The organism is Pseudomonas sp. HY2-MNA-CIBAN-0224 (assembly GCF_040310285.1).
GTDB lineage: Bacteria > Pseudomonadota > Gammaproteobacteria > Pseudomonadales > Pseudomonadaceae > Aquipseudomonas > Aquipseudomonas helleri.
In genome coordinates, this window is record NZ_JBEOPQ010000004.1 from 12,588 (window position 1) to 38,822 (window position 26,235).

At 55.4% G+C, this 26,235-nt stretch carries 31 protein-coding genes; 10 read left to right on the forward strand and 21 right to left on the reverse strand.

Going from position 1 to position 26,235, the window contains the following annotated elements:
* Positions 1–170: 170 nt before the first annotated feature.
* On the reverse strand, positions 171–1,802 hold the full coding sequence (locus tag AAEZ03_RS03975; RefSeq protein WP_350576227.1) for an AAA family ATPase: 1,632 nt from the start codon (positions 1,800–1,802) through the stop codon (positions 171–173).
* 340 nt (positions 1,803–2,142) lie between these two features.
* Here AAEZ03_RS03975 and AAEZ03_RS03980 point away from each other — a divergent pair, with 340 nt between their 5' ends.
* The 8 genes from AAEZ03_RS03980 (at position 2,143) to AAEZ03_RS04015 (ending at position 10,415) form a co-directional block, all read left to right on the forward strand.
* Positions 2,143–2,859 carry a hypothetical protein gene (locus AAEZ03_RS03980; RefSeq protein ID WP_350576230.1) on the forward strand — a complete coding sequence of 239 codons (717 nt, stop codon included), beginning with the start codon at positions 2,143–2,145 and terminating at the stop codon, positions 2,857–2,859.
* A gap of 443 nt (positions 2,860–3,302) precedes the next feature.
* On the forward strand, positions 3,303–4,637 hold the full coding sequence (locus AAEZ03_RS03985) for an AAA family ATPase (RefSeq protein ID WP_228393882.1): 1,335 nt from the start codon (positions 3,303–3,305) through the stop codon (positions 4,635–4,637).
* Positions 4,621–5,226 carry an HNH endonuclease gene (locus tag AAEZ03_RS03990; RefSeq protein WP_153376272.1) on the forward strand — a complete coding sequence of 202 codons (606 nt, stop codon included), beginning with the start codon at positions 4,621–4,623 and terminating at the stop codon, positions 5,224–5,226. Before AAEZ03_RS03985 ends, AAEZ03_RS03990 begins: the two co-directional genes overlap by 17 nt.
* Before the next feature lie 149 nt (positions 5,227–5,375).
* Positions 5,376–6,074 carry a hypothetical protein gene (locus AAEZ03_RS03995; RefSeq protein WP_350576235.1) on the forward strand — a complete coding sequence of 233 codons (699 nt, stop codon included), beginning with the start codon at positions 5,376–5,378 and terminating at the stop codon, positions 6,072–6,074.
* A 31-nt stretch (positions 6,075–6,105) separates the two neighbouring features.
* Positions 6,106–6,516 carry a hypothetical protein gene (locus AAEZ03_RS04000; RefSeq protein ID WP_153376276.1) on the forward strand — a complete coding sequence of 137 codons (411 nt, stop codon included), beginning with the start codon at positions 6,106–6,108 and terminating at the stop codon, positions 6,514–6,516.
* Positions 6,517–6,661: 145 nt separating this feature from the next.
* Positions 6,662–8,404: a P-loop NTPase fold protein gene (locus AAEZ03_RS04005; RefSeq protein WP_350576238.1), complete on the forward strand. Its 1,743-nt coding sequence runs from the start codon at positions 6,662–6,664 to the stop codon at positions 8,402–8,404.
* Positions 8,405–9,265: 861 nt separating this feature from the next.
* On the forward strand, positions 9,266–9,838 hold the full coding sequence (locus AAEZ03_RS04010) for a hypothetical protein (protein WP_350576241.1): 573 nt from the start codon (positions 9,266–9,268) through the stop codon (positions 9,836–9,838).
* 199 nt (positions 9,839–10,037) lie between these two features.
* A complete protein-coding gene (locus AAEZ03_RS04015) occupies positions 10,038–10,415 on the forward strand; it encodes an Ltp family lipoprotein (RefSeq protein WP_028237301.1) in 378 nt (125 codons plus the stop codon).
* Between the two features lie 141 nt (positions 10,416–10,556).
* Here AAEZ03_RS04015 and AAEZ03_RS04020 read toward each other — a convergent pair whose 3' ends face one another.
* From AAEZ03_RS04020 to AAEZ03_RS04035, 4 genes are all read right to left on the reverse strand, one after another.
* Positions 10,557–11,351 (reverse strand): DNA adenine methylase, encoded by a 795-nt coding sequence (locus AAEZ03_RS04020; protein ID WP_350576244.1) that lies wholly within the window; start codon positions 11,349–11,351, stop codon positions 10,557–10,559.
* A gap of 150 nt (positions 11,352–11,501) precedes the next feature.
* Positions 11,502–12,029 carry a lysis protein gene (locus tag AAEZ03_RS04025; RefSeq protein WP_350576247.1) on the reverse strand — a complete coding sequence of 176 codons (528 nt, stop codon included), beginning with the start codon at positions 12,027–12,029 and terminating at the stop codon, positions 11,502–11,504.
* A complete protein-coding gene (locus AAEZ03_RS04030) occupies positions 12,026–12,571 on the reverse strand; it encodes a glycoside hydrolase family 19 protein (protein WP_350576250.1) in 546 nt (181 codons plus the stop codon). The genes AAEZ03_RS04025 and AAEZ03_RS04030 overlap by 4 nt, the downstream gene beginning before the upstream one ends.
* 57 nt (positions 12,572–12,628) lie before the next feature.
* Positions 12,629–13,666, reverse strand: coding sequence for a phage late control D family protein (locus AAEZ03_RS04035; protein WP_350576253.1), 1,038 nt, complete (start codon positions 13,664–13,666; stop codon positions 12,629–12,631).
* Between the two features lie 172 nt (positions 13,667–13,838).
* Between AAEZ03_RS04035 and AAEZ03_RS04040 the strand changes: the two genes are divergently transcribed.
* Together AAEZ03_RS04040 and AAEZ03_RS04045 are read left to right on the forward strand one after the other, a co-directional pair.
* Positions 13,839–14,117 carry a ribbon-helix-helix domain-containing protein gene (locus AAEZ03_RS04040; protein ID WP_350576256.1) on the forward strand — a complete coding sequence of 93 codons (279 nt, stop codon included), beginning with the start codon at positions 13,839–13,841 and terminating at the stop codon, positions 14,115–14,117.
* Positions 14,117–14,482 carry a type II toxin-antitoxin system RelE/ParE family toxin gene (locus tag AAEZ03_RS04045; protein ID WP_350576259.1) on the forward strand — a complete coding sequence of 122 codons (366 nt, stop codon included), beginning with the start codon at positions 14,117–14,119 and terminating at the stop codon, positions 14,480–14,482. Before AAEZ03_RS04040 ends, AAEZ03_RS04045 begins: the two co-directional genes overlap by 1 nt.
* Here the strand turns inward: AAEZ03_RS04045 and AAEZ03_RS04050 are convergent.
* The 16 genes from AAEZ03_RS04050 to AAEZ03_RS04125 form a co-directional block, all read right to left on the reverse strand.
* Positions 14,428–14,634 carry a tail protein X gene (locus AAEZ03_RS04050; RefSeq protein ID WP_350576262.1) on the reverse strand — a complete coding sequence of 69 codons (207 nt, stop codon included), beginning with the start codon at positions 14,632–14,634 and terminating at the stop codon, positions 14,428–14,430. The two genes, AAEZ03_RS04045 and AAEZ03_RS04050, sit on opposite strands and share 55 nt — an antisense overlap.
* Entirely contained in the window at positions 14,609–15,454 is an 846-nt protein-coding gene (locus AAEZ03_RS04055; RefSeq protein ID WP_350576265.1) for a phage tail protein, read from the reverse strand. Before AAEZ03_RS04055 ends, AAEZ03_RS04050 begins: the two co-directional genes overlap by 26 nt.
* A gap of 9 nt (positions 15,455–15,463) precedes the next feature.
* Positions 15,464–18,148 carry a phage tail tape measure protein gene (locus tag AAEZ03_RS04060; protein ID WP_350576268.1) on the reverse strand — a complete coding sequence of 895 codons (2,685 nt, stop codon included), beginning with the start codon at positions 18,146–18,148 and terminating at the stop codon, positions 15,464–15,466.
* A gap of 120 nt (positions 18,149–18,268) precedes the next feature.
* Positions 18,269–18,604 carry a phage tail assembly protein gene (locus AAEZ03_RS04065; RefSeq protein WP_350576271.1) on the reverse strand — a complete coding sequence of 112 codons (336 nt, stop codon included), beginning with the start codon at positions 18,602–18,604 and terminating at the stop codon, positions 18,269–18,271.
* Positions 18,605–18,614: 10 nt separating this feature from the next.
* Positions 18,615–19,118, reverse strand: a complete 504-nt coding sequence (locus tag AAEZ03_RS04070) for a phage major tail tube protein (protein WP_153338341.1) — start codon at positions 19,116–19,118, stop codon at positions 18,615–18,617.
* A 10-nt stretch (positions 19,119–19,128) separates the two neighbouring features.
* Positions 19,129–20,301 carry a phage tail sheath subtilisin-like domain-containing protein gene (locus AAEZ03_RS04075; protein WP_350576275.1) on the reverse strand — a complete coding sequence of 391 codons (1,173 nt, stop codon included), beginning with the start codon at positions 20,299–20,301 and terminating at the stop codon, positions 19,129–19,131.
* A gap of 60 nt (positions 20,302–20,361) precedes the next feature.
* On the reverse strand, positions 20,362–20,862 hold the full coding sequence (locus tag AAEZ03_RS04080; protein ID WP_350576278.1) for a hypothetical protein: 501 nt from the start codon (positions 20,860–20,862) through the stop codon (positions 20,362–20,364).
* A 2-nt stretch (positions 20,863–20,864) separates the two neighbouring features.
* Positions 20,865–22,094 (reverse strand): phage tail protein, encoded by a 1,230-nt coding sequence (locus AAEZ03_RS04085; RefSeq protein ID WP_350576281.1) that lies wholly within the window; start codon positions 22,092–22,094, stop codon positions 20,865–20,867.
* Positions 22,091–22,693: a phage tail protein I gene (locus AAEZ03_RS04090; RefSeq protein ID WP_350576283.1), complete on the reverse strand. Its 603-nt coding sequence runs from the start codon at positions 22,691–22,693 to the stop codon at positions 22,091–22,093. The genes AAEZ03_RS04085 and AAEZ03_RS04090 overlap by 4 nt, the downstream gene beginning before the upstream one ends.
* The gene (locus tag AAEZ03_RS04095) at positions 22,690–23,577 is read right to left on the reverse strand and encodes a baseplate assembly protein (protein ID WP_350576286.1); all 888 of its coding nucleotides are present in this window, start codon (positions 23,575–23,577) and stop codon (positions 22,690–22,692) included. The genes AAEZ03_RS04090 and AAEZ03_RS04095 overlap by 4 nt, the downstream gene beginning before the upstream one ends.
* Positions 23,574–23,900, reverse strand: a complete 327-nt coding sequence (locus AAEZ03_RS04100) for a GPW/gp25 family protein (RefSeq protein WP_350576289.1) — start codon at positions 23,898–23,900, stop codon at positions 23,574–23,576. The genes AAEZ03_RS04095 and AAEZ03_RS04100 overlap by 4 nt, the downstream gene beginning before the upstream one ends.
* Before the next feature lie 5 nt (positions 23,901–23,905).
* Positions 23,906–24,130, reverse strand: coding sequence for a hypothetical protein (locus AAEZ03_RS04105; protein WP_278939429.1), 225 nt, complete (start codon positions 24,128–24,130; stop codon positions 23,906–23,908).
* A 56-nt stretch (positions 24,131–24,186) separates the two neighbouring features.
* The gene (locus AAEZ03_RS04110; protein WP_350576292.1) at positions 24,187–24,753 is read right to left on the reverse strand and encodes a phage baseplate assembly protein V; all 567 of its coding nucleotides are present in this window, start codon (positions 24,751–24,753) and stop codon (positions 24,187–24,189) included.
* Complete coding sequence (locus AAEZ03_RS04115) at positions 24,753–25,259, reverse strand: hypothetical protein (RefSeq protein ID WP_350576295.1); 507 nt, start codon at positions 25,257–25,259, stop codon at positions 24,753–24,755. Before AAEZ03_RS04115 ends, AAEZ03_RS04110 begins: the two co-directional genes overlap by 1 nt.
* Positions 25,252–25,917, reverse strand: coding sequence for a hypothetical protein (locus tag AAEZ03_RS04120; protein ID WP_350576298.1), 666 nt, complete (start codon positions 25,915–25,917; stop codon positions 25,252–25,254). Before AAEZ03_RS04120 ends, AAEZ03_RS04115 begins: the two co-directional genes overlap by 8 nt.
* A complete protein-coding gene (locus AAEZ03_RS04125) occupies positions 25,914–26,234 on the reverse strand; it encodes a head-tail joining protein (protein ID WP_350576301.1) in 321 nt (106 codons plus the stop codon). The genes AAEZ03_RS04120 and AAEZ03_RS04125 overlap by 4 nt, the downstream gene beginning before the upstream one ends.
* Position 26,235: the final 1 nt, after the last annotated feature.

A 26,235-nucleotide genomic window follows, 5' to 3' on the forward strand; every position in this document is an offset into this window, starting at 1 on the left:
GTACGAGAAATGAACTACCACTAACCCAAGAGTACTGAGAGCCTGTTTGCAAGTATGGTCCAGGCAGACAAAAAACTTACGCTACAAGTGATCCGGCAACTGCCTAAGCAGCCAGTTCCCGGATCAGTACTGCCTCGCGCTACCGAGGCACAGAGGTCGGGTGCTTGGTATCAAGCGGTAGTGATCTCCGGCATCACTGTACGAATTGCGTTGCGAAGGCGATCGTCGCGCGAACTTTGAATGGCTCGCGCGACCCAAGCACTAAAAACCTCGACTTTCCAATTGCGTAAGTGGGAGGCTGCCAGAGCCAAAAGTGGCTTCTTTCGATCATAAATGGCGAGTAGAGCGGCCAAGTCAACAGTAGCGATTGCGGCCGCTATTTTAGTTTCCATTTCAGTTGCTAGCGCGACGACATCAAGTTCGCTCGTACGAGCAGCGTAACTGGCGGCTAGATCCGTGATCGACTTGTCCGCAGATAAATCAATTTGCTTAAGCATCCTGTCGATACGCCGACGGCAGTATCCAAGGACTACTTCGCTCGCGTTCTTCGCGTCTGAAGCATCGGCGATAATTGCTGCCTTAAGATTGGAGAGCTTTTCTTCTAACTCGGCCCCGTCGAGGTCGTTCATTTCAAGGATCGCGCGTGACACGACGGGAAGAAGCAGAAGGTTTTCTATTTCCGACACAGGCAAAACCTGGATGCCTATTTCGGAGAGTCTGGCGCGGTCAGTTTCGTCGTGTCCATCTGCGTCTACTAGTCCCGCACATTGAATCCGTGTGAAAGCTGCATTACGACGCAGCGTGGCGACAGAATGAATAACGCTCTCGCATCCACCACGGGGCACGACGGTCAAACCTGGATAGCATGCACGGTAGAATGCATTATCTAGGCTACACTGTTCGCCTTCTACGAAAAGGATCGGCTTACGACTGCCCAAGATCAGCGTAACAAGATCCTCACTAAATCCTTCTGCCTCGGGCACGTCTTCGATAGCCCAGCCGGTGGTAGGTGAATAACTGCGCGCTACGTATTTCTTGCCCGCTCGCGACGCTGCAAACTCAAGGTCGTGGGTAATCAGGAGAAAAGCGCAGTCTGCTCGCACGGCCTCCAACTCGTCCCATAGACGGCTGAGGATCGAGCGATGGACGTGAATTTCAGGCTCATCCATGATGAAAACTGAGTCAGGGTCTGCAATTAACGCTTGGCCAATGATGTAAAAAACAGCTTTTTCACCATCGCTCATCTGCGTGATGCTGTACGAATCCCCCTCCGAATTGTCAAGGACCTGGGAAACGGTGATGTCGTCCGCTGTGATTTCCAGACAGCGTGTTGGAAGAACCCTGTGAAATATAGCTTTAAGCCTTCTCACTAAAGTATCTTGGCCCTCTATCGGAGTTCCTTCCGCCAAGGCGTTGTATGCCTTAACAGCGGTATTCGCCTGTTCGGCGAAAAGTACTTGCAGCAATGCACCAGCGTCATTGAGTATGAAGCGTGGTTGATCTTGCCCCCATCGATTCATGTTGCGGGCTTGCTGAAAGCCTCCATAGTCTTCCGGCTTAGCGTAGCCATAACGGAGCTGTCCTCTAGCTGCCTTCTCGCTAATTTTCTCGATAGCTGGGTCAAGCGCTAACATCCGCTGAGCAGAAATGCGATGTGCCTTGTCCCCAAGCTGCCGTTCACACTTCACCGCCAACTTGGTTTTTCCGCTCCCATTCGCACCAACGATTATTGTGGACAAGCCCGCACGGAGTTCAATGGGCATACACGAGCCTGTAATTTCCAGATCAATTTCTAACGTCATTGCTTCGTCCTTGAGGTAGGGGTACTGATGATGCTAAACCGCCATGTCGAAGTGCGTCCACCACGTTTATTTTGGTTAGTTGGCGCTAGACGCGCAGTATCGAATTCACGTCTAGTATGCCGCCGAGAATGCTGATAAATCAGTCTAGCGCGGCCGATAGCTGCAGCTCTCCAACGTCCTAATCTCGACCACTGAATGCCCTCGCGGCTTAAACCAGTCAGCCAATACCGGCCGGTTATGCGGCTCATCTAACCTTCCGCCGCCTCATTTGCCAGCGCTGCTACTTGGCTAAAAATGAAGTATCAGGTATCTCTGCTACCTTGCCCCGAAGGAGCTTCAAATGGACAAGATCGACAACGAGCTGATCGACCCAATAATTGAGCCAACTGGTGAGAAAGCCCACCGCGTCGCGAGAATCATGATTGGCGCAGTTCCTATCTTGGGAGGAGCTGGCGTCGAAATTTTCAACTCAATCATCGATACGCCGATGAATGACCGAAAAGTGCAATGGATGAATCAGGTCGGCAACGCGCTGAACGATCTCATCGAAGAGGGGGTACTGACTGAGCAAGGCTTGCAACAGAACGAGACTTTCATCACTACGGTATCCCAAGCATCGATGTTGGCTATACGGAATCACCAGCAGGAGAAGCTGGAGGCGCTGCGTAATGCAGTGCTGAACGTCGCAGTCGGCAATGGCCCAGAAGAGGATTTGAGACAGCTATTCCTCAACTTTATCGATGTATGCACGGTTACCCACATCCGCCTGCTCAGCCTCATGGCCGGCCCTGAAGAATGGGGCCAGAAGCACGAAGTAGAGTTTCCAAGAAATTGGAGCATGGGCGGTATAACTCAAGCCATTGAGCATGCGTTTCCTGATCTCCAAGGCAAAGAGCAAATTTACAAGGTCATCTGGGGTGACCTTTATCAGCGCGGCCTTATCAACACGCAGAGCCTTGGCACAACAATGTCGCGCGAAGGCATTCTTGCGCGTAGAACCACTGATCTGGGGGCTAAGCTCATCGACTTTCTGAGTGAGCCTTTAGAGCTGAAGTGAGGATCTAGCTGGATCAGGTACTCGTTTCGGCCATCGCGAGTCTTTGCCCTGAGAGAGGCCGCTGTTGACCGGTTGCTGCCCGTCACGAACGGCAAAAATCGGCCAACTGCGGTCACTCAGCGCCAGAACGATCTAACCTCCCAAGGCTGATACCAAGGCTTGAGTTGAGTCTCGTAATGACGTGCGGACTGCGGGCATCAAAACATTCTCTAGCCGCATTTTTGCGTGATAATCAGCATTTGCAAGCTGCCCACTCCCAAAGCCATGATATTGCCAGTATTGTATAATCCGTCGCCCGTAGTCTCTCAAACGATCGAGACAGTGAAAGAGGGATTGGAAAGGACACGTATCAGTAAGACCATGCTCGATATGACGCTTGGCCATGACTGCCCCACGAGCACTCCAGTGTCTATATCTGTAGTCTGAAATGGAGATTCATAATAATGGCAACACGATTAACTACCATAGACTTTGATGGCGCAATGGTAAGGCTAGCTCCCGACCACGAACTACCAGAAATCAGCAATACATTTACTGTAGTCGTGGGTAAAAATGGCATCGGTAAAAGCCGGCTTCTTTTAGAGCTAACCAACTTGAGTGTTGCTTTGGAGTATCACTCAAAAGTTATCGCGGTATCAACTAGCCCGTTCGATAAATTCCCAAGTCCTCGTAGGCGGAATGGTGTCTCAAGCAGAAACTATCGCTACGTTGGAATGCGTAGCGATGGTATTTATCAATCATCATCTGCAATATCTCTAATTTCATCTGCGTCCAAGGGGCTCCTTGAGAAACTTTCTGATGGCAGCGGCACACATGATCTACAGTCAGTTTTCGAATCATTAAAATTTTATCCTGTTGTTAGCTTTGTGTTGAAACCAGGATATCTGAAGGCCCGTCATAGTAGTTATGAAGTATCACGTATTGAAGGGAGCAGCCTAGCAATTGAGCTAAGGCGATTGGATCGCGAACACGGCATCCAAATTGATGAGCGATATTATGACCTTCTGGAAAGTCTTCCTCTAGGTAGGCGCCTAGAAGTGCTTGACTCGATGGTAAAAATAAACGAAGTTCTTCAGGAACGGCGAGCGCTGGAGCTTAAGGCTCACTTTTCAGTTTCTGCGCTTACAATTGATGGATATGACGCAGACATTTCTTACATTCGCGCCATTATAGTTCTTCTGGATGTTGGCTTAATGCGTCTTATGGATTTAAGGCTGCAGAAAAAAGATTTTGGTGAACTTTCCCTGAAAAAGGCAAGTTCGGGTGAGCAGTGCTTGCTGGTCCTTATGTTAGGAATCGCGGGACATATTACTGATGGGTCGCTAATTCTGATAGATGAGCCCGAAATTAGTTTGCACCCAAGATGGCAGGAAGAGTTTATGTTGCTCCTCACATCTTCTTTCGCAAGGTATAGAGGATGTCAGTTTATCGTCGCCACCCATTCCCCCCAAGTAATCTCAAGACTGAAAGGACCTGGATGTTACATCACATCTCTTTCTAGAAGAGAGTTGTATCGCGCAGAGGACTTTCATGATAAGTCGGCTGACTTCCAACTGGCCGAACTTTTTGACGCGCCAGGGATAATGAATGAATATATTTCGCGACTAGCGTTCAACTTGTTGGCAAAAGTAAAATATAGCAAAAAAATGGACGAATCTTCAAATAATGAACTGAGGCGCTTACTTGAGTTCAATAGTCAGTTAGAACATAACGACCCTGTAAAAGAACTAATTCATTCAGTTGCCACGCTGTGTGAGACTTATGCCGACACTCAATAATGCAGTAACACTTAGTGAAGAAGCGCAGGGCTTGATACAGGCTAAAATAAATACGGAAGGATTCTCACACGAAAACTGGGGGGATGATGATCTGCTTCCTGTTCGGCGTGAAATTCGGGAGTTTTATCGCAATGCCCAGCGTCTTATTTGTGTATATTGCCTAGGCCCAGTTTCAAATCGTTCTGCCGCGGGGGCGCCGATTGAACATATCGTGCCAAAATCACAGCATTTAGGGTTCATGTTTGAGCCGAAGAACCTATGTGTAATTTGCCCTGACTGCAATGAGTACAAATCCAAGCGTGAAACTCTGGCTGACCCCATCTTAGTAGCCAGTCGAGTAAATTACCCAAATAACTCTAACTTGTTCCGTATTGTTCATCCCCATTTTGACGACTATGACGAGCACATCGTTAAGTGTGAAAGGCTGTATGTCGAATGCTCCGATAAAGGGGGGTATACAATTTATGCCTGCAATCTTAACCGTTTTTTTAGAAGATTTGGAAGATGTGAGGAACTAGTGAATGATGTTGCCTTGGTTCAACAATCTGAACGTTTCTACGACGAAGGAATAGTTGAACTCCAACTATGAAAGGCCCGACCACGCTTATATTGAGCGGCAGAGAGGTCGGTCGATGTGTCAATGATCGTCAAAGTAACTCAGCTTTTTGGTTGAAAAGCTGTAATAGGTTTTAGCGTGGGTTTGACGATCAGTGTCAGATCACAAGAGAATGGTCCACTATGTTATCAACGGAAGATCAGAGATTCATATCTCAAGAAATGAAAATTTTGCTTGAATCCATTGACTTTAAGGTCACTGGGCACGCTCTATTGCCATATAGGGAGCAATTTGAATCTGCCATTTCTTTTTTTATACATTCTATTCGCGCCCAAAACAAACTTGACTATACACCTAGTCGCAACTCATTTGAAGATAGTCCTGCTGAAAAAGAAATAAATGAGTATAGCGCCGAATTGTCTAAGACTCTTTTTGAGGCCGAAGCAGTCTCTGTGCTCGATTCATTAAGGCACGCATTTTGCTCATTTGCTTATAATGGACTCCACCAGTTATTTACGCGCCAAGAAAATGAGAATTGGTATCCCAAGGTAATTCTTGACGAAGAATTAAGACCCAATGACATTAACAAGCTACCAGACATAGTTGTCCTTTACAGAGGTACAGATATAGCCGAATTCAATTCAGCGAACTATGGTCAATCATGGACCACATGCAAACGAATAGCCGATGCTTTTGCATTCAAAAATTATATTGGTCAGTCATGGTTTAAAAATAGCGAAAGAGTGGTTTTGGAGACCAAGATTTCAAAAAAACACGCCTATTTTTCAGATCAATCGGGCGAGTTTGAGGTTGTCATTGACGTTAGAAATATTGGATGCGTTAAAATAATAAATAGCTTACTTGATGCTGGGGAAAGTTAAATCTTACCCTTAAGTCACATAGAGGCCATGTATGAGTGATGTTGTTTCTAGAATCAACCAGGGAAGATATGACTCTGAAAAAAGTCTACTGAGGCTACGCGACAACGCTATTAACAATAGCCGAATTGATGTTCTTGATTCAGTAAATCAACGCCTTAAAAAATGTCATCCAAAAATCTATGAGCGGCTCATTGGGCCGCTTCATGAACGCAAGAGAGAGAAAGCATTTAAATGCTATTGTAACAACCCTCAGAGTCTTCATGTTATTTATCAAGACATCATAAGTGGCGAAGTTCATGTTCATTCGCTAATGTGTGACGACTGCTGGCAAAAAGATATCGCGAAGACATGGGGCTACTATGGCTGGGCAAGCAAATTGATCCCACAGAAAACGTGGGACGCTTTGTGCGAAAAACGTGCGTATGAAAAATTCGTTGAGTGAATCGACCCCAATTGAGTAGATGCCTTGAATGTCTGCTCTTGGCCGAAAGCTGCCGCTCGGGAGGGGAGTCTTTATACCCATTGCAGCGTTTAGCACCGGTATAAATCGACAAGGGCGATTTTTGCGTTCAACAAAGGAGGAGAGTATGTCTCTATCAAAAACGAAGGAACGATTGCTCCGCTTGTTAGGGCAGGACGACAACAGCGTCATAGCGCTGTCGGGGAAGTGGGGCACAGGCAAGACGCATCTGTGGAACGAGGTCAGAACTGCCTCTGCCGACGAGAAGGCCAAGAAGGCTCTCTACGTGTCGTTGTTTGGTCTCTCGAGCGTCGACCAAATTAAGCGCAAACTGATCGAGTCGGCAATTCCCGGCGTTGAGTCTCATGGCGGCGTTTTCGACGGTATTAAAAACCTCTTTAACGCAGGCATGTCCGCCGCCTCGCAGCACTACAAGGCGATGGCCGCCCTCAAGGACCTCAACGTGTTGTTGATGGCCCCGGTCGTGCTCCGAAACAAGCTAATAGTCATCGACGACATTGAACGCAAGCACACTAAGCTCGGTATCGACGAGGTCTTGGGCTTCATCGACGACTACTCCAAGCAGTTCAACGTGAGGTTCCTCTTAGTGTTGAACGACGACCAGCTATCCACGGATGGCGGCCAGGCGAAGCTGTGGGAGACCTTCCGCGAAAAGGTCATCGACGAGGAAGTCAGGCTACAGACCTCCCCGGAGGAGGCGTTCTCGATAGCCATCAAGCTGACGCCATCGAAATACGCGCAGGGGCTGGATCGAGCCATTGCGATCTGCGGGCTCACCAACATCCGCATAGTGGGCAAAGTGCTGAAAACCGCCAACCAGATTTTGGCTGGTCGAGATTTGGACCAAGCGATCCTGGCGCGAGTGGTGCCGTCGATCGTCCTGTTTTCCACGATCCACTACCGCGGCATCCCAGACGGGCCCGATTTCCAATTCGCGCTGAACGTGGCGAATCCGGACTGGATGCATTTCGGCCGGGACAATAACGCAGAGCTGACTGAGCAGGAGAAGCTCGAGGACAGTTGGCGCTTGCTCATGCAAGAACTCGGCGTTCACGGCTGCGACGAGTTCGAGAAAGTGCTCGTCGATTTTTTGGAGTCCGGACTGTTCGACGCGGAGCGTGTGCAGGCCATCATTGACCGGCTCATCGCTGGGACGCAGTCGCTACAAGCCAGGGAGACTGCGCACGACTTCTTAAAGCGGGCGTTTTGGGACCATCGGCTAAGCGACGCCGATCTGCTGGCTGAAGCCGGCCAGTTCCCCGCCTGCGCCGAATTGCTGGACCCCTACATCGCGACCCAGCTCTTTGACGCGCTCTGCGAGTTCCCTGAGGGGCAAGCGCTTGGCCATGCAATCATCAATGCGTGGATAACCGCCTTCGAGGAGGAGAATTACCAGTACGTAGAGGATGACAACCCGTTCAACAACCCGATCCATCCAGATATTCAGGCAGCGTTTAATGCTGCCAAAGCTCGGACCCAAGCGAGCACAACCATAGTCGACGCTTGTCTCGACATCATAAATAACCGGGGTTGGGGGACACTACAGGAGTTGGCTATGAAGCGGGCTACGGTAGCGGATTTCGATGCTGCAATACGAAGTATGGAAGTAGACACGCTGCGTCGGTTCATGCGGCGGATGATTGAAATGTGTCTTCAACGGTCGACTTACGACGCTCACTTCGGCACGGCGACCCAGCACTTCCTTGACGCATGTCGAGCGATTTCGAGCGACTCGAATTCCCCTCGGCTCGCAGCGTTGATTAACAAGCTTTTCGCCAAAACAGCATTAGCAGTTGAGCTTACCCCGCTAACCACCGCACAAGTTGAGTCTGTTGTGAAGGCTGACTAGCTGAAATCTCAACTAGGTGGTTTGCACTTCCTAGACTTGCAGAACTTCCTCAACATAAAGACCGCGGGCACACCCACCACCTCAATAGCAGTATCTCCATAATAGGAAAAACTGATGGCGCTTGACGATAGCTTATTGTATACCCGCCTCGATTTTCGCATGCCTGCTCGGGGTTGATAATCGTCATGTGTGACTGACTGCTTCTGGCCGGTTGCTGCCCTTCAATATTGCCCATTAAGAAGCTTGCTTGGGCCTAGCTTGAGGAGTCCATGGCCGGGGACTTATGAACGCTTTATCAATGCAGCAACAAGTTCGAGGAAAAGATGATGAGCAGTGACAAAAACGAGCACAAAATCACTCTGCCCCCCGGCTCTCGATTTCGGCGACAGGCTGGTCCGTATACTTAGATAACGGCCGTCCGCGTTACGCCGTCCAGGTAATTGCGCCGGATGAGCAGGCGAGATGCCAGGTCGAGGACAACTCACAGATCATGGGCACTCCCGGCAAGCACTTTTATGTGTGGGATATCAAGAACGATTCAACTTGGCCTGTTTTCCTGACCCTGACAGTGGATGGAGTGACGGTAGGGAAGGACAACGACTGACGAACTATTCGAGGAAACCGAAGCATGGAGTCCCGTCATACGCTGATAGCTTTGGGTTTGATTATCGCCGCCATAATTGCGGCGAATACTTCAGCCTGCAATCCACCGGCACATACAGCATCCTCACGCAGCAAGCGAAGCAGATCTGCGATGAAGTTTACGCTGACAGCGAGGACGCTAGCGGATACGGCGATTGCATCAGCTCAGCAAAGCGAAGCCTCGAAAAATATTAATTGACGGAAAAAGGAAACTCCGCATTGAAGTATCTCATCTTTTTAAGCGTCACCGTGCTCTTGGCCGGCTGTGGTCAGGAATCCAAGCCAGCGAATGTACTTCACCTTGCTCCGATCACACCTGGTGCCATTCCCGAAAAGATCGGCGGCTGCGAGGAAGGTTGCAAGAAACTGGACAAGTTTGCTCAGTGGCAACCGCTGCTCGCTCCGCTGGTTGAAATGCACCGCAAGCAGGAGAAGTGCTCCTCAGTTGAGTATGCGATGCCCGATATCGACTCTGACCCAGTGGACCCGAAGTTTTATGTCCAGTGCAAAGATGTGAGAAGCGGCCAGCTTTACAACACCTTCTACACGCGGACACAGATCGAGATGGGTACGCCTGCGACGGGTGAGCCGGTATCCCGTGCGTATGCTGAACCTCTTTGTGCAGGCCAATTGGCTGAGAAACTGCCCGGTGCCACAATTGCCAACCAAGGCTTTTACGAAGCACCGAATGGCTCAGTACGCCTAACCTATGACTTAAAAGTAAATGGCGTCGACAAGAAGGCGGCTTGTCTAGTTAGCCACGAGTCTGTTGAGTTCAACGTCGTCCAGTAGCTTAGTAATCAAGGAAAAAATGACTCTCGCAATAAACGTGACTTTTGGCCTACCGCCGCAGATGCGGACACTGATTGACTAGGTGAAAACCGAGGAAATTCGCTCAGTCCCCTCAAAGGGACGTTTCATGTAAAGTTGAGCCGTAAGACAAGAATTTTAAGGCCGTTAGAGGCTCTGCATGGGTTCTGGAGATATTCCGATGAATTTTTTGAAAGTAATATTGGCTGTCACTTTTTTTGCTGCTGCTCCCTCATGGGCTGGAGATTTGACTGGACCTCAAAATAATGCAGTCAGATCAGCGAAGCAGTATCTCAGCATGACGGGCTTCTCACGGAATGGGCTTATTCATCAGCTTTCATCTGATGCTGGAGAGGGTTTCGACGTTTCTGACGCTACGATAGCAGTGGACAGCATGAACATTGACTGGAACCAGCAGGCGGTGAGGTCAGCGAAGCAGTATCTCAATATGATGGGCTTCTCGTGCAAAGGCCTCATTAAGCAACTTTCCTCGAGCGCTGGAGAAAAATACACTGTGGACCAAGCAACCTACGGGGCAAAACATGCAGATGGTTGCTGAAGAACGCCGTGCTTTAAATTGCCCTTAGTTTCGTAGACGCCATCAAGCTACAAGGAAGGGTTGCTAACCCAGCATAACTGTCCGCTTCTGGCCCATAGCAGCCCTTCGTCACGGACTGCTATCGGTTTCAAACCTACCAACCTAAAACAAACCTCCCAACGCCTCTGGAACCCAATTCATCACAATCAGCTCCCCCGTCACCTCAGCCTTCCCCTGCCGCTGATTCGTGGTCGTGTACCGAATCTCCGTCATCTCAAAATGAAACCCTTCAAACACCCGCCTAATATCCGGGTGGTCGTTGATGCTGACCATGACCTTGCCTTTGCAACGTCGCATAAAATCAGCCATGCGCTCGTAGTTTTCAAACGGAAAGTCGACGCCATACCCTGCCGTCTGCCAGTAAGGTGGATCCATGTAGTGGAAGGTGTGCGGCCGGTCGTAACGCTCTGCGCACTCAAGCCACGGTAGGTTTTCAATGTAGGTGCCTGCAAGGCGTTGCCAGGCGGCTGAGAGGTTTTCTTCGATGCGTAGCAGGTTGATTGCCGGTGCGGTTGTTGCGGTGCCGAAGGTCTGGCCGGAAACTTTGCCACCAAAGGCATGATGCTGCAGGTAGAAGAATCGCGTTGCGCGCTGGATGTCGGTCAGGGTTTCCGGGCGGGCCATTTTTTGCCACGCGAATATCTGCCGGGAGCTGAGGGCCCATTTGAATTGGCGCACGAATTCTTCCAGGTGGTTTTGTACGACGCGGTAGAGGTTTATCAGTTCGCCGTTGATGTCGTTAAGCACTTCGACTGGAGCAGGTTGCGGGCGCATAAAGAACAGCGCACCACCGCCTGCAAACACTTCGACATAACATTCATGAGGTGGGAAAAGTGGCAGCAAACGGTCGGCCAGACGGCGTTTGCCGCCCATCCAAGGAATGATGGGTGAAGTCATTGCGTGCAAGTCCTTTCTGTTTTTTAGATTCAGGTGCTAGGCTCGCTGCGCTTTGTGCACAGAGCGGGAGCCTTGGCGGGGCTTGCAGGTCTGAACTGCGGGTTCGGTGGCCGGGCTGGATGTTGATGCATCCAGTGTCGGCCGCTCCTTTTACTGTGTGCTTGAGACTTCTTTTGCGTAGGCCTGACAAGCCTGCAGGGCGATCAGTCCTTGGTCGCCGTCGCCGGTGATTCCGATAATTCGTTGAGCATGCGCTCGGTCAAGTTGGGCGCGATGGGTTCCATGAACCACGCCGCCGGTGCCGGTGGGGGCTTGCATTCGGTCACAACCAGTTGCGTCAGTGGCGTCGAGTAGGACTGACAGCCGCAGGTCAGCAGTAGCAAGGCGATCGCGCAGGCGGGTTTGATGGATTTTTTCATCACTCAGAGCTCGGTAGTGAGATTGTTCGCTGGCTGCCAGCCATTGCTCCAAAGCGAAGCGCTTGCCCTGCTCTTCTAGGATTAACGCCGAATTGGTGTTGGCCAGATGGGTGAGTACGGTTTGATGCGCGGCTTTCTGTGTGGCCAGCTCTTTGCCGTAGGCGTTTGCCTGCCACTTCCACGCCACCCACGCGCTGCCAGTCATTAGCGCTAGGATGATGGCTAATGCCCCTCCCCGCTTCACCGCCTCGACATTCACGCCAACACCTTTAGTGCCCGGGCGTACAGAACTTTGCGTTCGGCAGCGCCATTCTGGCCGCCGTTGATGCGCCGCGTGATGGTGTCGAAGTGCCCGGCATCGGCCAGTGTGTTCAGACCATTGGTTGCCCAATACCACGCTGCAGACAAACACGCATATTGTGGCTGCTCGAGCAGCTCGGGATGGTTGAGCAGATCAATGCCCAAGGCTTCGCCGCACGCTTGATAATTGGTGCGGCCGGTGATTTGGATTAGGCCTCGGCCACGGTATTTCTGACCGTCACCGTCGGCCTCAGGGGTATTGCCCAAGCGTTGGGCGAGTGAGCCGGTGTCGTATTTGCTCAGGTAGTGATTACCACCCAATTCGCGCACGTATCGCAGTTGGCCCGATTCGTGGCCGATCTGGGCGATAAACGCGGCAGTACGCTGGGGGCCAATGATTTGATAGCGAACCATGGCGGCGTTGATGACGGGTACAAAAACGCCGGCGAATTGGCCGGCGTTTGGGAGGATCTGCAGGAGTTGTTGCCGCGTAATCGACATGGGGTTTTCCTAACGAAAAAACCCGCTCAAGGCGGGTTGGGTTTGGGGTTTTGATGGTTAGAGGTCAACGATTTTCAGCGGCACCGCTGGCTTTAAACCACCGGCCTTGGCTTTCCCTTGTTTCCCCCCGTTGCATTCAACGGTGGTGCTCCAGCCGCTTTGGGTGAAAACCTGCTCTACCGAGTCCACCAGGTACTCGCCATCTAGCCCCGTCTTGAAGCCTTGGGCGTTGATGCTGCGCTCGGCGAACAGATCGGTGCGCCCGGGCATTTCCAGTCGAACAGCAGCGGTAGAACGGTTGAAGGCTGTCAGCCGCGCTTTGGCCGCTTGTTCGGCGGCGGATTTGTTGGGGTAGATATGCCGGTCGGTGTGCACGGGGGGCAGTCCCTCAGGCGCGTCTTCGTTGTTGAGGGTGATGATGTGCAACTGGCCGGTGTTTGGATCCTGATGTTTGGTCATCACGGCTTTGTGGGCGCTGCGATCGGCTAAACGAAACTGCCAACGGCTTACGTCGCTGCGGGTCAATGTGACTGCGCCCAAGAGCTTGCCGCTTGCGCTCTGCCCCGCTTGGCGCGGCATGACCAGTAACAGGCCGTCGGCCACTTTGGCGGTGCAGTCGTATTGCTTGGCCAACCGGGTGATGAAGTTGAAGTCTGACTCGCTCAGTTGATCAGCCCGGGGCACTTCGGTCGTCACCGGGCAGATGGGCAACCAGCCATTTCGCACTGCTATGTCGTTGACGATGCTGCCCAGGCTGACGCCTTCCCAACTGCCACTGCGTGTGGTTTTGCCGCTGCCGCGCATGTCACTGGCTTTGCCTCGGATCACCAACGTGTCGGGTGGGCCTGACAGTTCGACTTCATCCACGGTGTAACGGCCCAACCGGGTTAGCGCTGTGCCGGTGTAGCCGAGGAAGATTTCGATGCTGGCCCCGCGATTTGGCAAAGAAACGGCGCTGTCTCGGTCATCGATGCGCAGTTCGAAGTCGTCGGACTCCATGCCGGGTTTGTCAGTGGTGCGCAGTAATAGCAGGCGGTCATTGATCAGCGACGTGATGTCAGCGCCGTCTGCGACGATGCGAAAGGTGGGGGTCATAAATGCTCCAGACGACAAAAGCCCCGCACAAGGCAGGGCGTGAAGGGCAAAACGGCTGCATGCGGGCAGCATGTATGGAACATGACCGCATGTCATACGCTGCCAAGGAGTCGCTAGGTTTGGCTTTAAGGATGGAGTAGGATTAAAACCTACTCAGCCCGGGAGGCTTATCATGCGCAGCACTCAACAATTCAGTATCACTCTGCCCATTCAGATGGCAGAAGCGGTGAAAGCTAAAGTTGCTGCCGGTGAGTACGCCACTGAAAGCGAAGTCATTCGTGACGGCCTACGAGCGTTGATGGCCCGTGACCGCGCGCTGGAAAGCTGGCTTGTCGGCCAAGTAGCTCCCGCTTACGATGCCCTAAAAGCAGACCCTTCTCGTGCATTAAGCATCGATGAGGTGCGTGCCCGGTTAGCAGCAGAGCATCAGAACGCAACGACCGAATCTTGATGGCGTATTCCATTGAGTATTCACCTGAAGCTGTGGAGCAATTGACGGCGCTCTACCGATTTATAGCCACGGCGGCGTCCCCAGAAGTTGCCAAACGCTACACCGACGCTATCGTGGCCTACTGCGAAGATTTACGAACGTTTCCCCTGCGAGGAAATCAACGCGACGATATACGCCCAGGTTTGCGTATAACGAACTATCGCAAGCGGGCCGTGATTGCTTTTGCCGTTGATGGCAAGCAGGTTTTTATCATTGGCATTTATTACGGCGGGCAAGATTTTGAGACGGCCTTGCTATTCGAGTCCGATGATCACCCCCACAACATCACCCCCTCCTCACTCGCCCCCACCACATCTGGCAAGTGAATCACCACCCCGGCCCGATACAGCTGCACCTCATCGGCCAGCCCTTGGTTGGCATCGAGCACGGCTTCGACCGTGCCGTTGAGGTGGCCGTAGTAGTTCTGACAGAGGGTGTCGAGCACGTCACCGCTAGCGGTTCTGCAGGTCGTCGCCATAGCGTACAAACTCCAAGGTAAAGCTCTGTTTACGGGGGATGCCGCCTTGCAGGAAGGCGCTTTGTTCTTCTTCGATGTTTTTTAAACACCAGTTGCCCAGTACGTCGCCGTAGCCGGTGGTCAGGCCCAGCGGCTGGAGCTGGGCGCCGATGCTGCGCAGGGTATCCAGTTGTTTTAGGCCGCCTTTGAAGCCTGGGTAGATCGCGCCCTTGAGGGTGATGCGTTCGCTGCCCATGCCGATGGCCTGCTGCGCCGGTCGCCGGGTGAGGCGTTCTTGGGAGGCCCAGCGAAACTCGGTTGAGCGCACCAGCTCTTCAAAGGCGGCGGTATCCAGGTTGAAGTAGTACGGCTTGGCTCCGGTTTTGAGCGGTTGAATGATCAGCAGGTGCGGGAACGGTTTGACCGATTCCATGGCCGGTGTCAGGTCGCCTCCAAACGCTGCGGTGGGGATGATGCTGCCCAGCGCGGGGTTGGCCTTGCCTGCGATTTTGTTGATGGCGGTGGCAGCTTTGCCCGCTTGCTGTTTGAGGGTGCCGAGGCGTTCTTCTATTTGCGAAGCTGCCCGCACGCCTTTGTTGTAGGTGGCGACGACGGAGCCGACTTTGGCTTGCGCGGCGTTGATGCCGCGCATCAGCCGCTGGGCCTTGTCGGCGGTCTGCGGGTTGATAAAGGGCAAGTCACCCAGTTCTGAGGCGGCGCCGGTGATTTCGCTGATCGCTCCATTGAGCGGTCCTAACATGCCATCGAAGCTGCGCCGCCCGGTGACAGCGGCTGCCGTCAGGTATTTAAGCCCTGCTTGCAGTTGTTCCAGGTAGCTCATGTTGGTTCCTTATCCCACGTGCGGTTCGTCATACAGGTTGCGGCTCGACAGTTGCTGGCCGAATTGTTCCATGTGCTGCTGCAGGTGCGGTTGCAGCTCACGGGCCAACGCGGCCGGGTCTTTGACGTCACCTTTGACGGTGATCTGCAACGGCGCCGAGATGTCGATTTTCTGCTGGATTTTCGGCGGCTCAACCTTAAGCACTGGCTCTACGGTAGGCGGCATGGCCAGCGGGCCGGTCGCCGGGCCGTTGGTGAATGACCGCACCACGGCGCCCATGTTGACGGCGCCGGGCACGCCTTGGGTTAACCGGGAGCTGTAAGGCACCGACGTGAGAACAGCCGCAGGTGTTTTTTCGGTGTCGCTGCCGAACCATGATTTGCCGAGCATGGCGCCCAAGCTTTCGCCGCCCATGCTGCCGAGGATGCCGCCGACTACACCGCCAATGGCAGTGCCCAGCACCGGTACCACGGAGCCGATAGCCGCACCCGCCGCTGCGCCTGCCAGTGCACCGGCCATGTTGCCCGCCGCTGCGCCGTAGCCTTCGGCTTTGGCGTCTTGGGTTTCGGCACTCTGGTAGGTGTCGAGGATGCGCAAGCCGCCTTCAAACAGGGCGGCGCCGGGGATGACCTTGCCTGCTTTGCCCACCAGGTTCATTGCCCGTGCTGCACGCCCGGGCGCGGGGGCTGGAGGCATTGGCGGCCGTGGTGGGTGACCACCACCAGCACGTCGTCGGTTGTTACGGTTGCTGCCGCGATTGCGACGGCTGCCACGCCCTGCTCTACCGCCCATGTCGCCTGCGTTGACCACGAAGACTTTTTGCGGGCCTGTGTCTTCGTCGTCATCACCTTTGGCTTCGCGCAGGACGTCGAGCACTTTGAGGCCGGTTTCGATAGGGTCGAAGCCTGCCTTTTCGTCGCCTTCGCCTTCGCCTTCGCTTTCGTTCTCTTTTTTGCCGCTCCACGCTTTAAGGCCGATTTCAGCAATGTTCAGGAGTTTGGAGCTTTTGCTGTCCGGTCGGCTGTCATCGCTGCCGTCGGCATTGGTGACGAAGACTTTTTGAATGTCGTTCTTGTCGCGGGCGCCCATCACGCCACGGGCGATGTTGACCAAGCCCTTGCCCATTTTGAAGGCGCTGAAAGCAGCCGCGACTACCCCAATGGCGCTGACCGCCAACGTGGTACCGCTAATGACTTTCGGAAACTCGCCCGCCAGTGCGGCAATGCCGTTACCGACCTTGGTCAGGCCATCGGCGGCCATGTCTGTCAGCGGGCGCAACGCGTCGCCGATCCGGGTCATTGACGCTTCCATGCTCGCTGCGGCCGAGCCCCATTTCGCAGCCGAGGTGGCGCGGGCATCGGCCGCGTCTTTCTCGATTTTGATCTGGCCGTCGGTGCCCTTGATGTCGGACATGTCTTGCTTGATCTTGCTGCCGTATTTGATCTGCGCGAGCAGCCCGGCACTGGCGCTTTTATCGCTGACGATAGAGGCCAGCCCTGCCGCCTGAATCAGCGCGACCATGGCCTGCTCTTCTTCAACGCTGCCTGCTTTGGCCGCCTGTATCTTGCCTTTGAGGGCTTCGACGCGTTTGGCTCTTTGCGGATCCTGCTTGGCGATCAGTTTTTCGCTGAGCAGGATGAACGCCTCGACCGGGTTATCGGCTTTGCCGCTCTGGGTAGCGGCCAGAATGGAGCCGGTCAGGTCGTACCCGGCCTTGGCGAAACGCTCTTGGCTGGTGCTGCTGATCACCGCGTTAAGCAGGTTGTCCATGTTGGTCGCGGCAGCAGCGGCATCTTGAGTCTGTGAGTACTGCGATTGCAGGCTGGCACCGAGAAAGCGCACGGCTTCGGGACCTTCCATGCCGAGGCGTTTGATGGTGCCAAGCAAGGCTGGCATGTACTTGGCCATGTCCTTGGGGCCAAAGGCGCCGATGTCACCGGCGGCGGCCACTTGGCCAAGGATCGCGCCCATGTCTTCTTTGGCCACGCCCGCCTCTTTGAAGGCGCTGAACAGGGTGGCGATGGTCTCGCCTTCCATGCCTTGGCCATCGATCAGGTCGGCGATCAGTGGTGCGTAATCCACCGACTCTTCCCAGTCGATACCCTTTTCAATCAAGCCGCTCACAGCGCTGGCCAAGGCTTTTTGGCTCATGCCTTTACGGGTGGCGACGTGGGTGATTTTGTCAGCCATTTGCTGTTCGGCATCGGTACCGGCGGTGTGCGCCCAGATCGACATTTGGCGGATCTGAGCTTGGTAATCGGCCGATATTTTGGTCGGTACCGCCAAGGCCGCCACGCCAATGGCGGCTTTGCCCAAGGTGCTTTTGAGCCCCGCCCGGCCTTCGCTGAGCTGGTTATGCCCTTTGGCCTTGAGTTCGGCGCTGTTCGCCGTGCTGCCCAGTGCGTGGTAGGCCTTGTCGAGCCGCCCGACCTCAATGCCCTGCTTGCGCAAGCTGTCGAGGTTGGCGTTAAGTCGGTTGAGTAACGTGGTTGCACCGGCGGCACCGCTGTCATGGGCTTTTTTCCATTCGTCACGCAGGCGCATGGTGTCGCCAATGGTGCGTTGCAGCACGCGGGCTTTGGCGCCGGTGGCTTGCAGTTTTTTAACTCGGGTTTCAACGTCTTTAAAGGCACTGCCCACGGTGGAGCTGACCGCGCCGCCAATGACGAGGCCGAGTGCCAGTTTGTTGGCCATGTGCTTGCCCTACCCTGTGAATGCCCGGCAGCAGCTCACTCCGTGAGCCACCAGACCATTTCCGAAAACGGCATGTCGACGATCTCGGCGGCAGAGAAATTCAGCTCTACGGCCAGACGCTTAGCCAGGTACTTGAGGGTTTTGGGCGTGCAGTTCGTCTTCATTGACCAGACGAAAATAGCCTTCCTGCAGGCGCCCCCAGTCCAACAGTTTCAGGGCTTCAAGGTCTTTGACACCGACACCGGTCAAGCTGGAAAACAGCGACATTTCACGCTTCTCGGCGTCGTTGCCCGAGGTGGCCACGGCGGCACGCACATCGCGCACGGTCGGGGCCCGCATAAATAGCGAGTCGGTTTTGACGTGGTTGAGTTCCGAGGCGTAGCGCAACATCACGGTGACGCCTTCGTCGCTCAGGGTCAGCCATGCCGGGATCGGGTTTTTATCGGGAGTCGTCATGGTTATGTCCTCAGAGGCCAATGGCGTTACGTTCGGCGGCCAGTTGATCGACGCCATCAATCACGCGCACGCAATTGACCATGTCGATTTCGTACATCACCCGACCGTCGATTTCGAGCTTGTAGTAGTGCACGGCCATCCCGTGCTTGATCTCGGCTTTGTCGCCGGGTTTCCAGTCGCCCATGTCGACTTCTTTGAGCAGGCCACGCAGGGTGGCGATGACCGGGGTGATCTGGCCCTTGAGCCCTTTGAACGAGCCACGAAACACGGCGTTGCAGCCAGTCTGGTCGGACAGGCCAAAGTACTTGAGCGATTCACGGCGCACGCCGGTGGTGGTCCAGTTGGCCTCCATTTTCTCAAGGCCCATGTCCATTTCGATTTCACCGGCCATACCGCCGCCGCGATGCCCTTCGGTTTTGAGGGTCATTTTGGGCAGGGTCAGTGAGGGCACGTCGCCGGAAAAACTGATGCCGTCGACGAACAGGTTGGTGTTGCTCAACACTTGCGGAATCATTGCGGCCTCCTCAGGCGGTGGTTTCCAGCACTTCGGTCAGCCATTGGTTGGTGACTTCAACACGGAAATTTGGGTTTTCGGCAGGCGGTACATCGGTGAAACGAATGTTCCAGTACACCTTGCCCTGCTCCAACTGGCTGGCCGTGTTCAGTTCAGGGTCGGCAAACACTTCGAAGTTGATCACCGCCCCCTGATTTTTCAGGTCACGCATAAAGGCTTGCAGGCCTTCGGTGACGTCCTTTACGTAGGTTTTGGTGATCGAGCGGTCAACCGCCCATTTGTGCCCGAACAAGATGGCGTCCATCACGATGTCCAAGGTGCGCACGCGGGTGACAAACGACCACTTCGCATCGGCCGACAGGGTACGGTTGCCCCACAGGCGATAGCCGCCATCGCGGATGATGGTGGTGATGTTGGCGTTGTTGAGCAGGTTGGCGCGGCAGGTTTCGTCGCCGTCCAGAAACTCAATCGGGCGCGTGGTACCGGTGATCCCGACCAGCTCTTTGTTGGACGGTGAGGCCCAGAAGCCGTACTCGGTATCGGTCCAGGCAAACAAGCCCGCCGCAAAGGCCGAGGCCGGGGCATCGACGGTTTTGTTGAGTAGCGTGTCCCACTGCTGCACACCGGGGTCGACCATAAATACGCGCTTGCTGCCGAACTCTTTCGCATAAGCCAGCACCGCCTCATCGGTGGTGTTGGGGCCGTCGACGATGGCAATCGCCCGCAGCTTGCCGGCCAGTGCATCCATGGCCGTGGCCACCGCTTGGGTGGCCGAGTGTTTAGGCGCGATCAACAACCGTGGCTGGGCGTTGAAACGGCTTTTGCCATCGAGCAGCGCTTGCAGGCCGGTACGCTGGCCCGAGACCAACACCCCGCCGATAATGGCCGAGGTCTGCAACGCCGGGTCATCCAGCTTGGCCACGCCACAGGCGACGATCACCGCTTTGGCGCGGATAAACACGGCCTTGGCGGCACGGGTGATGGCTGAGTCGTCGCCGAACGCGGCCACCGCTTCGCGCTCGCTGGTGAGCAGCACCAAGTCGTTGGGTTGTGCGGTCGCGGTCTCGCCGGGGGTGAAGGTGTCGACCAGCCCGATGATCGAGGTGGACGGTAGCGCGATGAAGCGCGCGCCCGTGTCGACCAGCGTCACGGTCACGCCGTGAAAGCGGCTTGTTGTGCTCATGAATTGATGCTCCAGAAACGACAAAGCCCCGCAATGCGGGGCCGTAGGATGAGAAGGAGATTATTGTTTGCGGGGGGGGGGTTCAGGCCAAGGGAATTGCACCTGAATCTCATTGAAACGCTCGATCGCTTTGTCGCGCACGGCCTCCCAACCAGATTCACCCATGTTCTGCATGCGTAAAACTTCGGAAAACAGTCGATCTGTCCCTGTGATGGGATGCGCATAAGCACGCATACGGTTTGCTTCTACGGCCTCTTGCGTTAGAGGAGGTGCCTGAGGCGCAGCGATGAGGATCGGTTTTTGGTTTTCGTCTAATACGGCGCGCATACCGCGCGTAATGCCGTCAAACAGGTATCGGTAGTCCTCGTCAGACAACGCAATCAATTGCTCGTCTGGCGGCAGTTTGCAGTCCGGGTTGGCGATGCGGACCAAAGGCGGTGTCGTGTCTTCGTCCCGTTCCGGGTCATAGACCCAATCAGGGTCGGCGATCAATACGGTCCTTTCCCCGGACGCATCGCTGTTCGGAAAACCCAGTGTTTTTTTGTCAAAGTACCAGGTCATGTCTAATAACCCTCCGCCTGAATAAACAGGGTTAAATCGACGGCTTGAACTTCGCTCACCCATTCGTGAAACGCTATTTGACAGGCGTGCGTACTCTTTGCCGCGACGACATACATCGCTGACGCTCTGGCCGGTGAGGTGACGGCGCTGGACTGGCCAAAGGTAATAACCACCGATGAGCATTCATTGGGGAACTGCAACGCCCACACCACATCAGTTCGGGTGCCCGGGGTAACATCGTTCACCAGGATTTTTCTGCGTTGGCGTATAAAGCCGGTGTCTGCACACCGCCACCATCCATCCTCCCCCATCGCCGCCACATTTTTTGGAACGCGTGAAACGGCTCTTGTCACGAACGCGGTATTGGCGATCTGGTTGTCTGATGCTTCTTCGTTGACTGTCGGGGTGTAGGTCACCCCTTCAAGAATGGTGTTTCTACGGGAGGCCAAAAAAACCACTTCGCCCGTGTCTTTTCTTTTCATGTATTGCAGGGTGCCACCGGCTGTAAAGCCTGCGACTGAGCAATTGTCGCCCTCGATAAACCCTCGTGGGTTTTTCGCAATAGCCTGAGCGACCCGCAGCGGTGTCATCGGTTTGACATGGTTTTTACCGGCCTCGGCCTCGGGCTGAGTCGCAAGGGCAATGCCATTGCCCTCCAATGTGTCAGGGTTGCTGCCCTCAGTGACAATGCCGCGTTCGTTGATCGTAACCTTCTGATAGGTCCCAGCTGGGCGGGTCGGCGGCAGCACTTCGATAATGCGTTCATCGACGTATTGCCGAGTTGCCAGCACCACACTCGGGTCGATTTTCAGCACCACGTTGGCGGCACTGGTGACGATGAAGTTCATGCGCACCACTTGAGTCTTGCCGCTGCCTTGGGCCAGCAATGGCTTGAAGCTGGGCGCGCAGTTGGCTACGGCTACCAGATCACCGTCGAGGTCGTAGAGGCCTATTTCACGAATCCACCAGCCGCCTTCGTTTTCCGGGATGACTTGCTCGGCGATGATCACGTTGCTGTTTTTCGGGTCGATCTTGACCTGATTAAGCGGTGCCCGGCGCTGCTCGCGAATCAGTTGGGTTTGCAGCCGATCAGGGATCGGATCGGTGCCGTTGGCATCCCCCACACCCATCTGCGAGAAGGTCCACGGGATGCCCAACGCAGCGGCATTGGCTTGCTTGGCTTCCCCGACGGCGGTGAGGATCGCCATGAACTGGCTGTTTTGATCAATCATGAGTACACGTCCAGGGTTTCGATTTGATGTTCGCGGCCCACCGGGCCGAACTGGCCGGTCACCTCAATGTCACGCGGTGCAGGCGGATACACGTCGATGACTTCGCCCTCATACAGGCAGCTGTAAATGTTGATGACACCGGTGGTTTCGAGGCTGATGACCAGTTCGGTGAGCAATCGGCTCAGGGGTTTGGCGTCATCGATCAGGGCCACCAGTTCGCGGTACATCTCTTCGGTAATGCCGGTTTCCAGCACGCCCACCTTGAGCGCAAAGGTGCCGGGCACGCCCAGCGGCAGGGTCTGCCACCATTCGATAACCTCCACTAGATAACCCAGAGGCTCGACCACCCGACGCAACGCCCCGATGGTGCCTTTGTGGGAATGGATGTAGAACGCCGATTCAATCGCCGCACGCTTGATTTTCTCGCTCCAGCGGTTGTCCCATCGATCTACCGACCACGCCCAAGCCAGCTGGAGCAGCAAGTGCACCGGGCAGCTTTGGGCGTTGTACAAGGTGCGGATCGGGATGACCGGCACGTCGTCCATCGCGGCTTCAATGGCGCGTTCCAGTGGTGTGCTGTTCAGCGGTAACAGGCTCATCCGGTACCGCCTTGAATCACGCTGTACCCGGTGCAATACGCCGCTTGGTGTTTAGCGCGGGGGATGTCCTGCCAGCCCGGCAAGTCGACGCGGCTCACACCAGTAATGTGCAACTGGGCATCAACGGCAGAGCGTGGCACCTCAACACCCAAGCGCCGACGCGGGTTGATCCACGCCGCCAGTCGGCGAGTTGCTTCAGCCAAAATGGCCTCGTTCTCCGAGCCGGTGCCCGCCATGTGCAGTACGGCATCAATCCGGTATTCCTGAACCTCAGCACTTTGAACAGTGAGCCGGTCACCGACCGGGCGTATGTCTTCATCACTGAGGTGGTTGTACACCTTGTCCAGCAATGCTTGATCCGCGACGCCATTGCCCTCCAGATGCAACACCGTCACCACCACGTGGGCCGGACTTGGGCTTTCAGCCTGAGCATCGGCCACCAATGCCGAGGCATTGCGCGCATGCAGGATGTAGCTGTTGCGCGGCCCGGCGGTGGTCAGGCCCTCGTAAACCAGTTGAATGCGCTCACGCAAGGCATCGTCCAGTTCCATGACTTTCGGTACCGGCGGCACACTGAGGGCGTTGGCTTCTTGAACCACTAAACGCTTGAGCCTGACGTTGGCGGCCAATTGATCGAGGTCGGTGCGTTGCGCGTAAGCGAGCAACAAGGCCTTGGCCCCGTCATTGATCCGCGCCCGGGTTTGCAGGCGGCGATAAGCCCCCAGCTCCAGCAGCTTGACCACCGGATCGCTCTCAAGCGTCGCATTCCAGTTGTCGCCCATGTAGGCACGAAACACGCTCAGTTCCTCTTGATAGGCGTCTTCAAAATCCAGCGACTCCAGCACTTCCGGAGGCGGCAGTGCCGACAGGTCCACGGTGCTCATGCCCTTACCTCCAGTGCAACGCGATTGCCCAGGTACTCGCCCTTTAGCTCAAAGCTGATCACGCCGTTGAGCACCTCGGTGACCCGTACGGCGTGCAACTTAAAGCGCGGTTCCCACAGGTTGAGAGCGTGGGCGACTTCGGCCTGCACCGAGCTTTTCCAGCCTGCCGTGACCGGCATGTCGACAAAGCGCCTGACTTGGCAGCCATAGGCCGGACGCATGCGCCGACTGCCCAGCGGAGTGGTCAGAATGTCGATGATGGACTGGCGCAAATGGTCGACGCCGGAAAGGGCCGCGCCGGTGTGGCGATCCATTCCGATCATCGGGGTTACTCCGTCAGGGGTTCAAAGTCTGTGTGGGCGTCGAGGTATTGATACTGTTCATCGTCGAAAGCGCAGGCTTGGCCTTTGGCGACAGCCAAACAGGCGCCGCTCGGTAGAATCAAGGTGCGCGAGGTAAAAACGGTGTCACGAAACACGCGCACCGGCCCAATCGGCGCTTGGTCTAGGGATTCCGGCAACGGGGCGGATTTTTCATTTGAGGTCTTGGCCATGTGTTTCTCCAGGCATGCAAAAGGCCGCTCGCGGCGGATGGGTCAAGGGTGATCGCTTAGTGTTTGTGGTTCGGGGTGTTGCCCGTGGTATCGATGATCGCGCCCAGCCCGGTGATGTCACCGGTCACCGTCAGCGGGCCGTCGATGGTGACCGCGCCGATCAAGCCAATGTCACCGGCCGTGACCGTCACGCCACTCCCGGTCACCACCGCCGAACTGCCCCCGACGCTGATCGTGACGGTGCCACCGGGTAAGGTGATGCTGTAGCTCTTGGCCTGCCAGTCGTAAATCAATGACCCGCCGTCTTCGAAACGCCAGACTTCGACGTGGTCGCGGGTATCGGGAGCAGCCCCAGCATTGCCGTACAGGCCCGGAATAAAAGTGCCCATGGCCGCCTGCCCGCTTGGGCTCAATAACACCCCTTGCTCACCGATGCTGGGCGCCCGCCAGTGCCGCGCCTTGCCCGCCGCCCCGCTGTGCCAGCGCAGCCAGGCACTGGTCCAGTCGTCGCCGGTCGACACCCGGCACACCGGCGGTGACGCGGCCAAGTCCAGCGCGACGACGTAACAAGGCAATAGCATGGCCGCAATCATGCGGTCGTGTTCGGCACTGGCGTAGCTCATTACAGATCCTCGGGCGCGACGTACTCTGCGTAATTGACGCTGATCAGCAGCGCGCCCGGTGGTTGATCGGGCCACGGCCATTCTTTTTCACCGAGGTAGAGCCTTTGTGTCCACTCGACCAACCACACGGTGTAGCCGTCCAGCTCCGGCCGGGTCCAGTCTTGGGTCGAACGCTGGAACTCAGCGGGCTCGACTTCCAAGCCCCATGTCTGGGTGCGTAACAGCACGGCCAGTTGCGTGGCCAAGTGCACTGCCTGTTGGTAATGCTGGGCACGGATGATGTCGACGATCACCCGCGCCTCAAAGGTGATGGTCAGGCTGGTTTCGCCGGTACCGATGTCCGCGCCCGGCTCGATCTCGGCGATGTCGAGAAACACCGCAGGCAGCGGGATGTGGTTGCTGATGTCAGGCCAGAAGCTGACCAGCTCGACACCGGGCAAGTGCTGCTGGATCTGATGCTCGATGGTCTGGTACAGCACGTCGAGGCTAAATGACTGCTCACACACGACGCGTCCCCTTCAAGTATTTTTGCAGCTCGTAATTCATTTCGTACCGCAGTATTTGCAATAGGCGCTCGTCGGCGTTGCGACTCCAACTATCAAAGTGCGGCCGCACGGCTTCTAGCGAGATTTTGGCTTTGGCCAACGGGTGACGGTCGCTGTTTTCCGCGATCCAGCCCGAACTGACACCCTTGCTGCTGGTGACGTCGCTGTCGGGGTAGTCGGCCCTGTCAAAGTGTTTACTGGCGGTGCGAATCCAGATATCGGCCTGATTGCCATAGACCTTTTTGTAAAAAGCGCCGCGATAACGCCGACCGGCCACTGACACACCGGCCTTGGTCTGTCGTGCACGCCCGGCCCGGCTGGCTTCCAGCGGGTTAATCCCGAACCAGAGTTTGCCGCGCATAGAGCCCCCTGCGACCGGATAGCTGCGCAAACGCTGACGCACAGCCCTGACGGCAATCTTTTCCTGACGCCCCACAGCGCGGGCGATGTGCGTACGCAGCCAACCCAAGGTTTTGTTGATCGCACGGCGCTGCGCGTTGGCAGCGGCTTTGGGCACCAAGATAGCCAAGTCGGCAAAGGCTTTAATGTCCTCAGCCGAAACTTGGACCGTCAGCATGCCGCTGTTGGTTTTGACCTCGCTGTAGCTGCCAATGCTCATGCTCGCTTCCTCAGGATCAACGACACCAGACCGTCGCCACTGGGCTCCAGTTGCAACAGGTCGTACTCACCACCGCCGTCCAGCGCGGGCACGTCAATGGTGACAAGCTGCCCTTTGCTCAGGCCGTCCGAGTCCGCAACCCGCACCACAAAATGCGGCTCGCGAATGGCGGTGTTGAGGCGGCCGATCTGCGGCTGTTTCCACGGCGCCGAGAACATCCCCAGCACGGGTTCGGCGCGGCCTTCGATGTGCCCGGTGTCCGCCAGTACGTCGAACACTACGCTGTTGATGTCGTCTACCAGGTCACGAATGCCCATG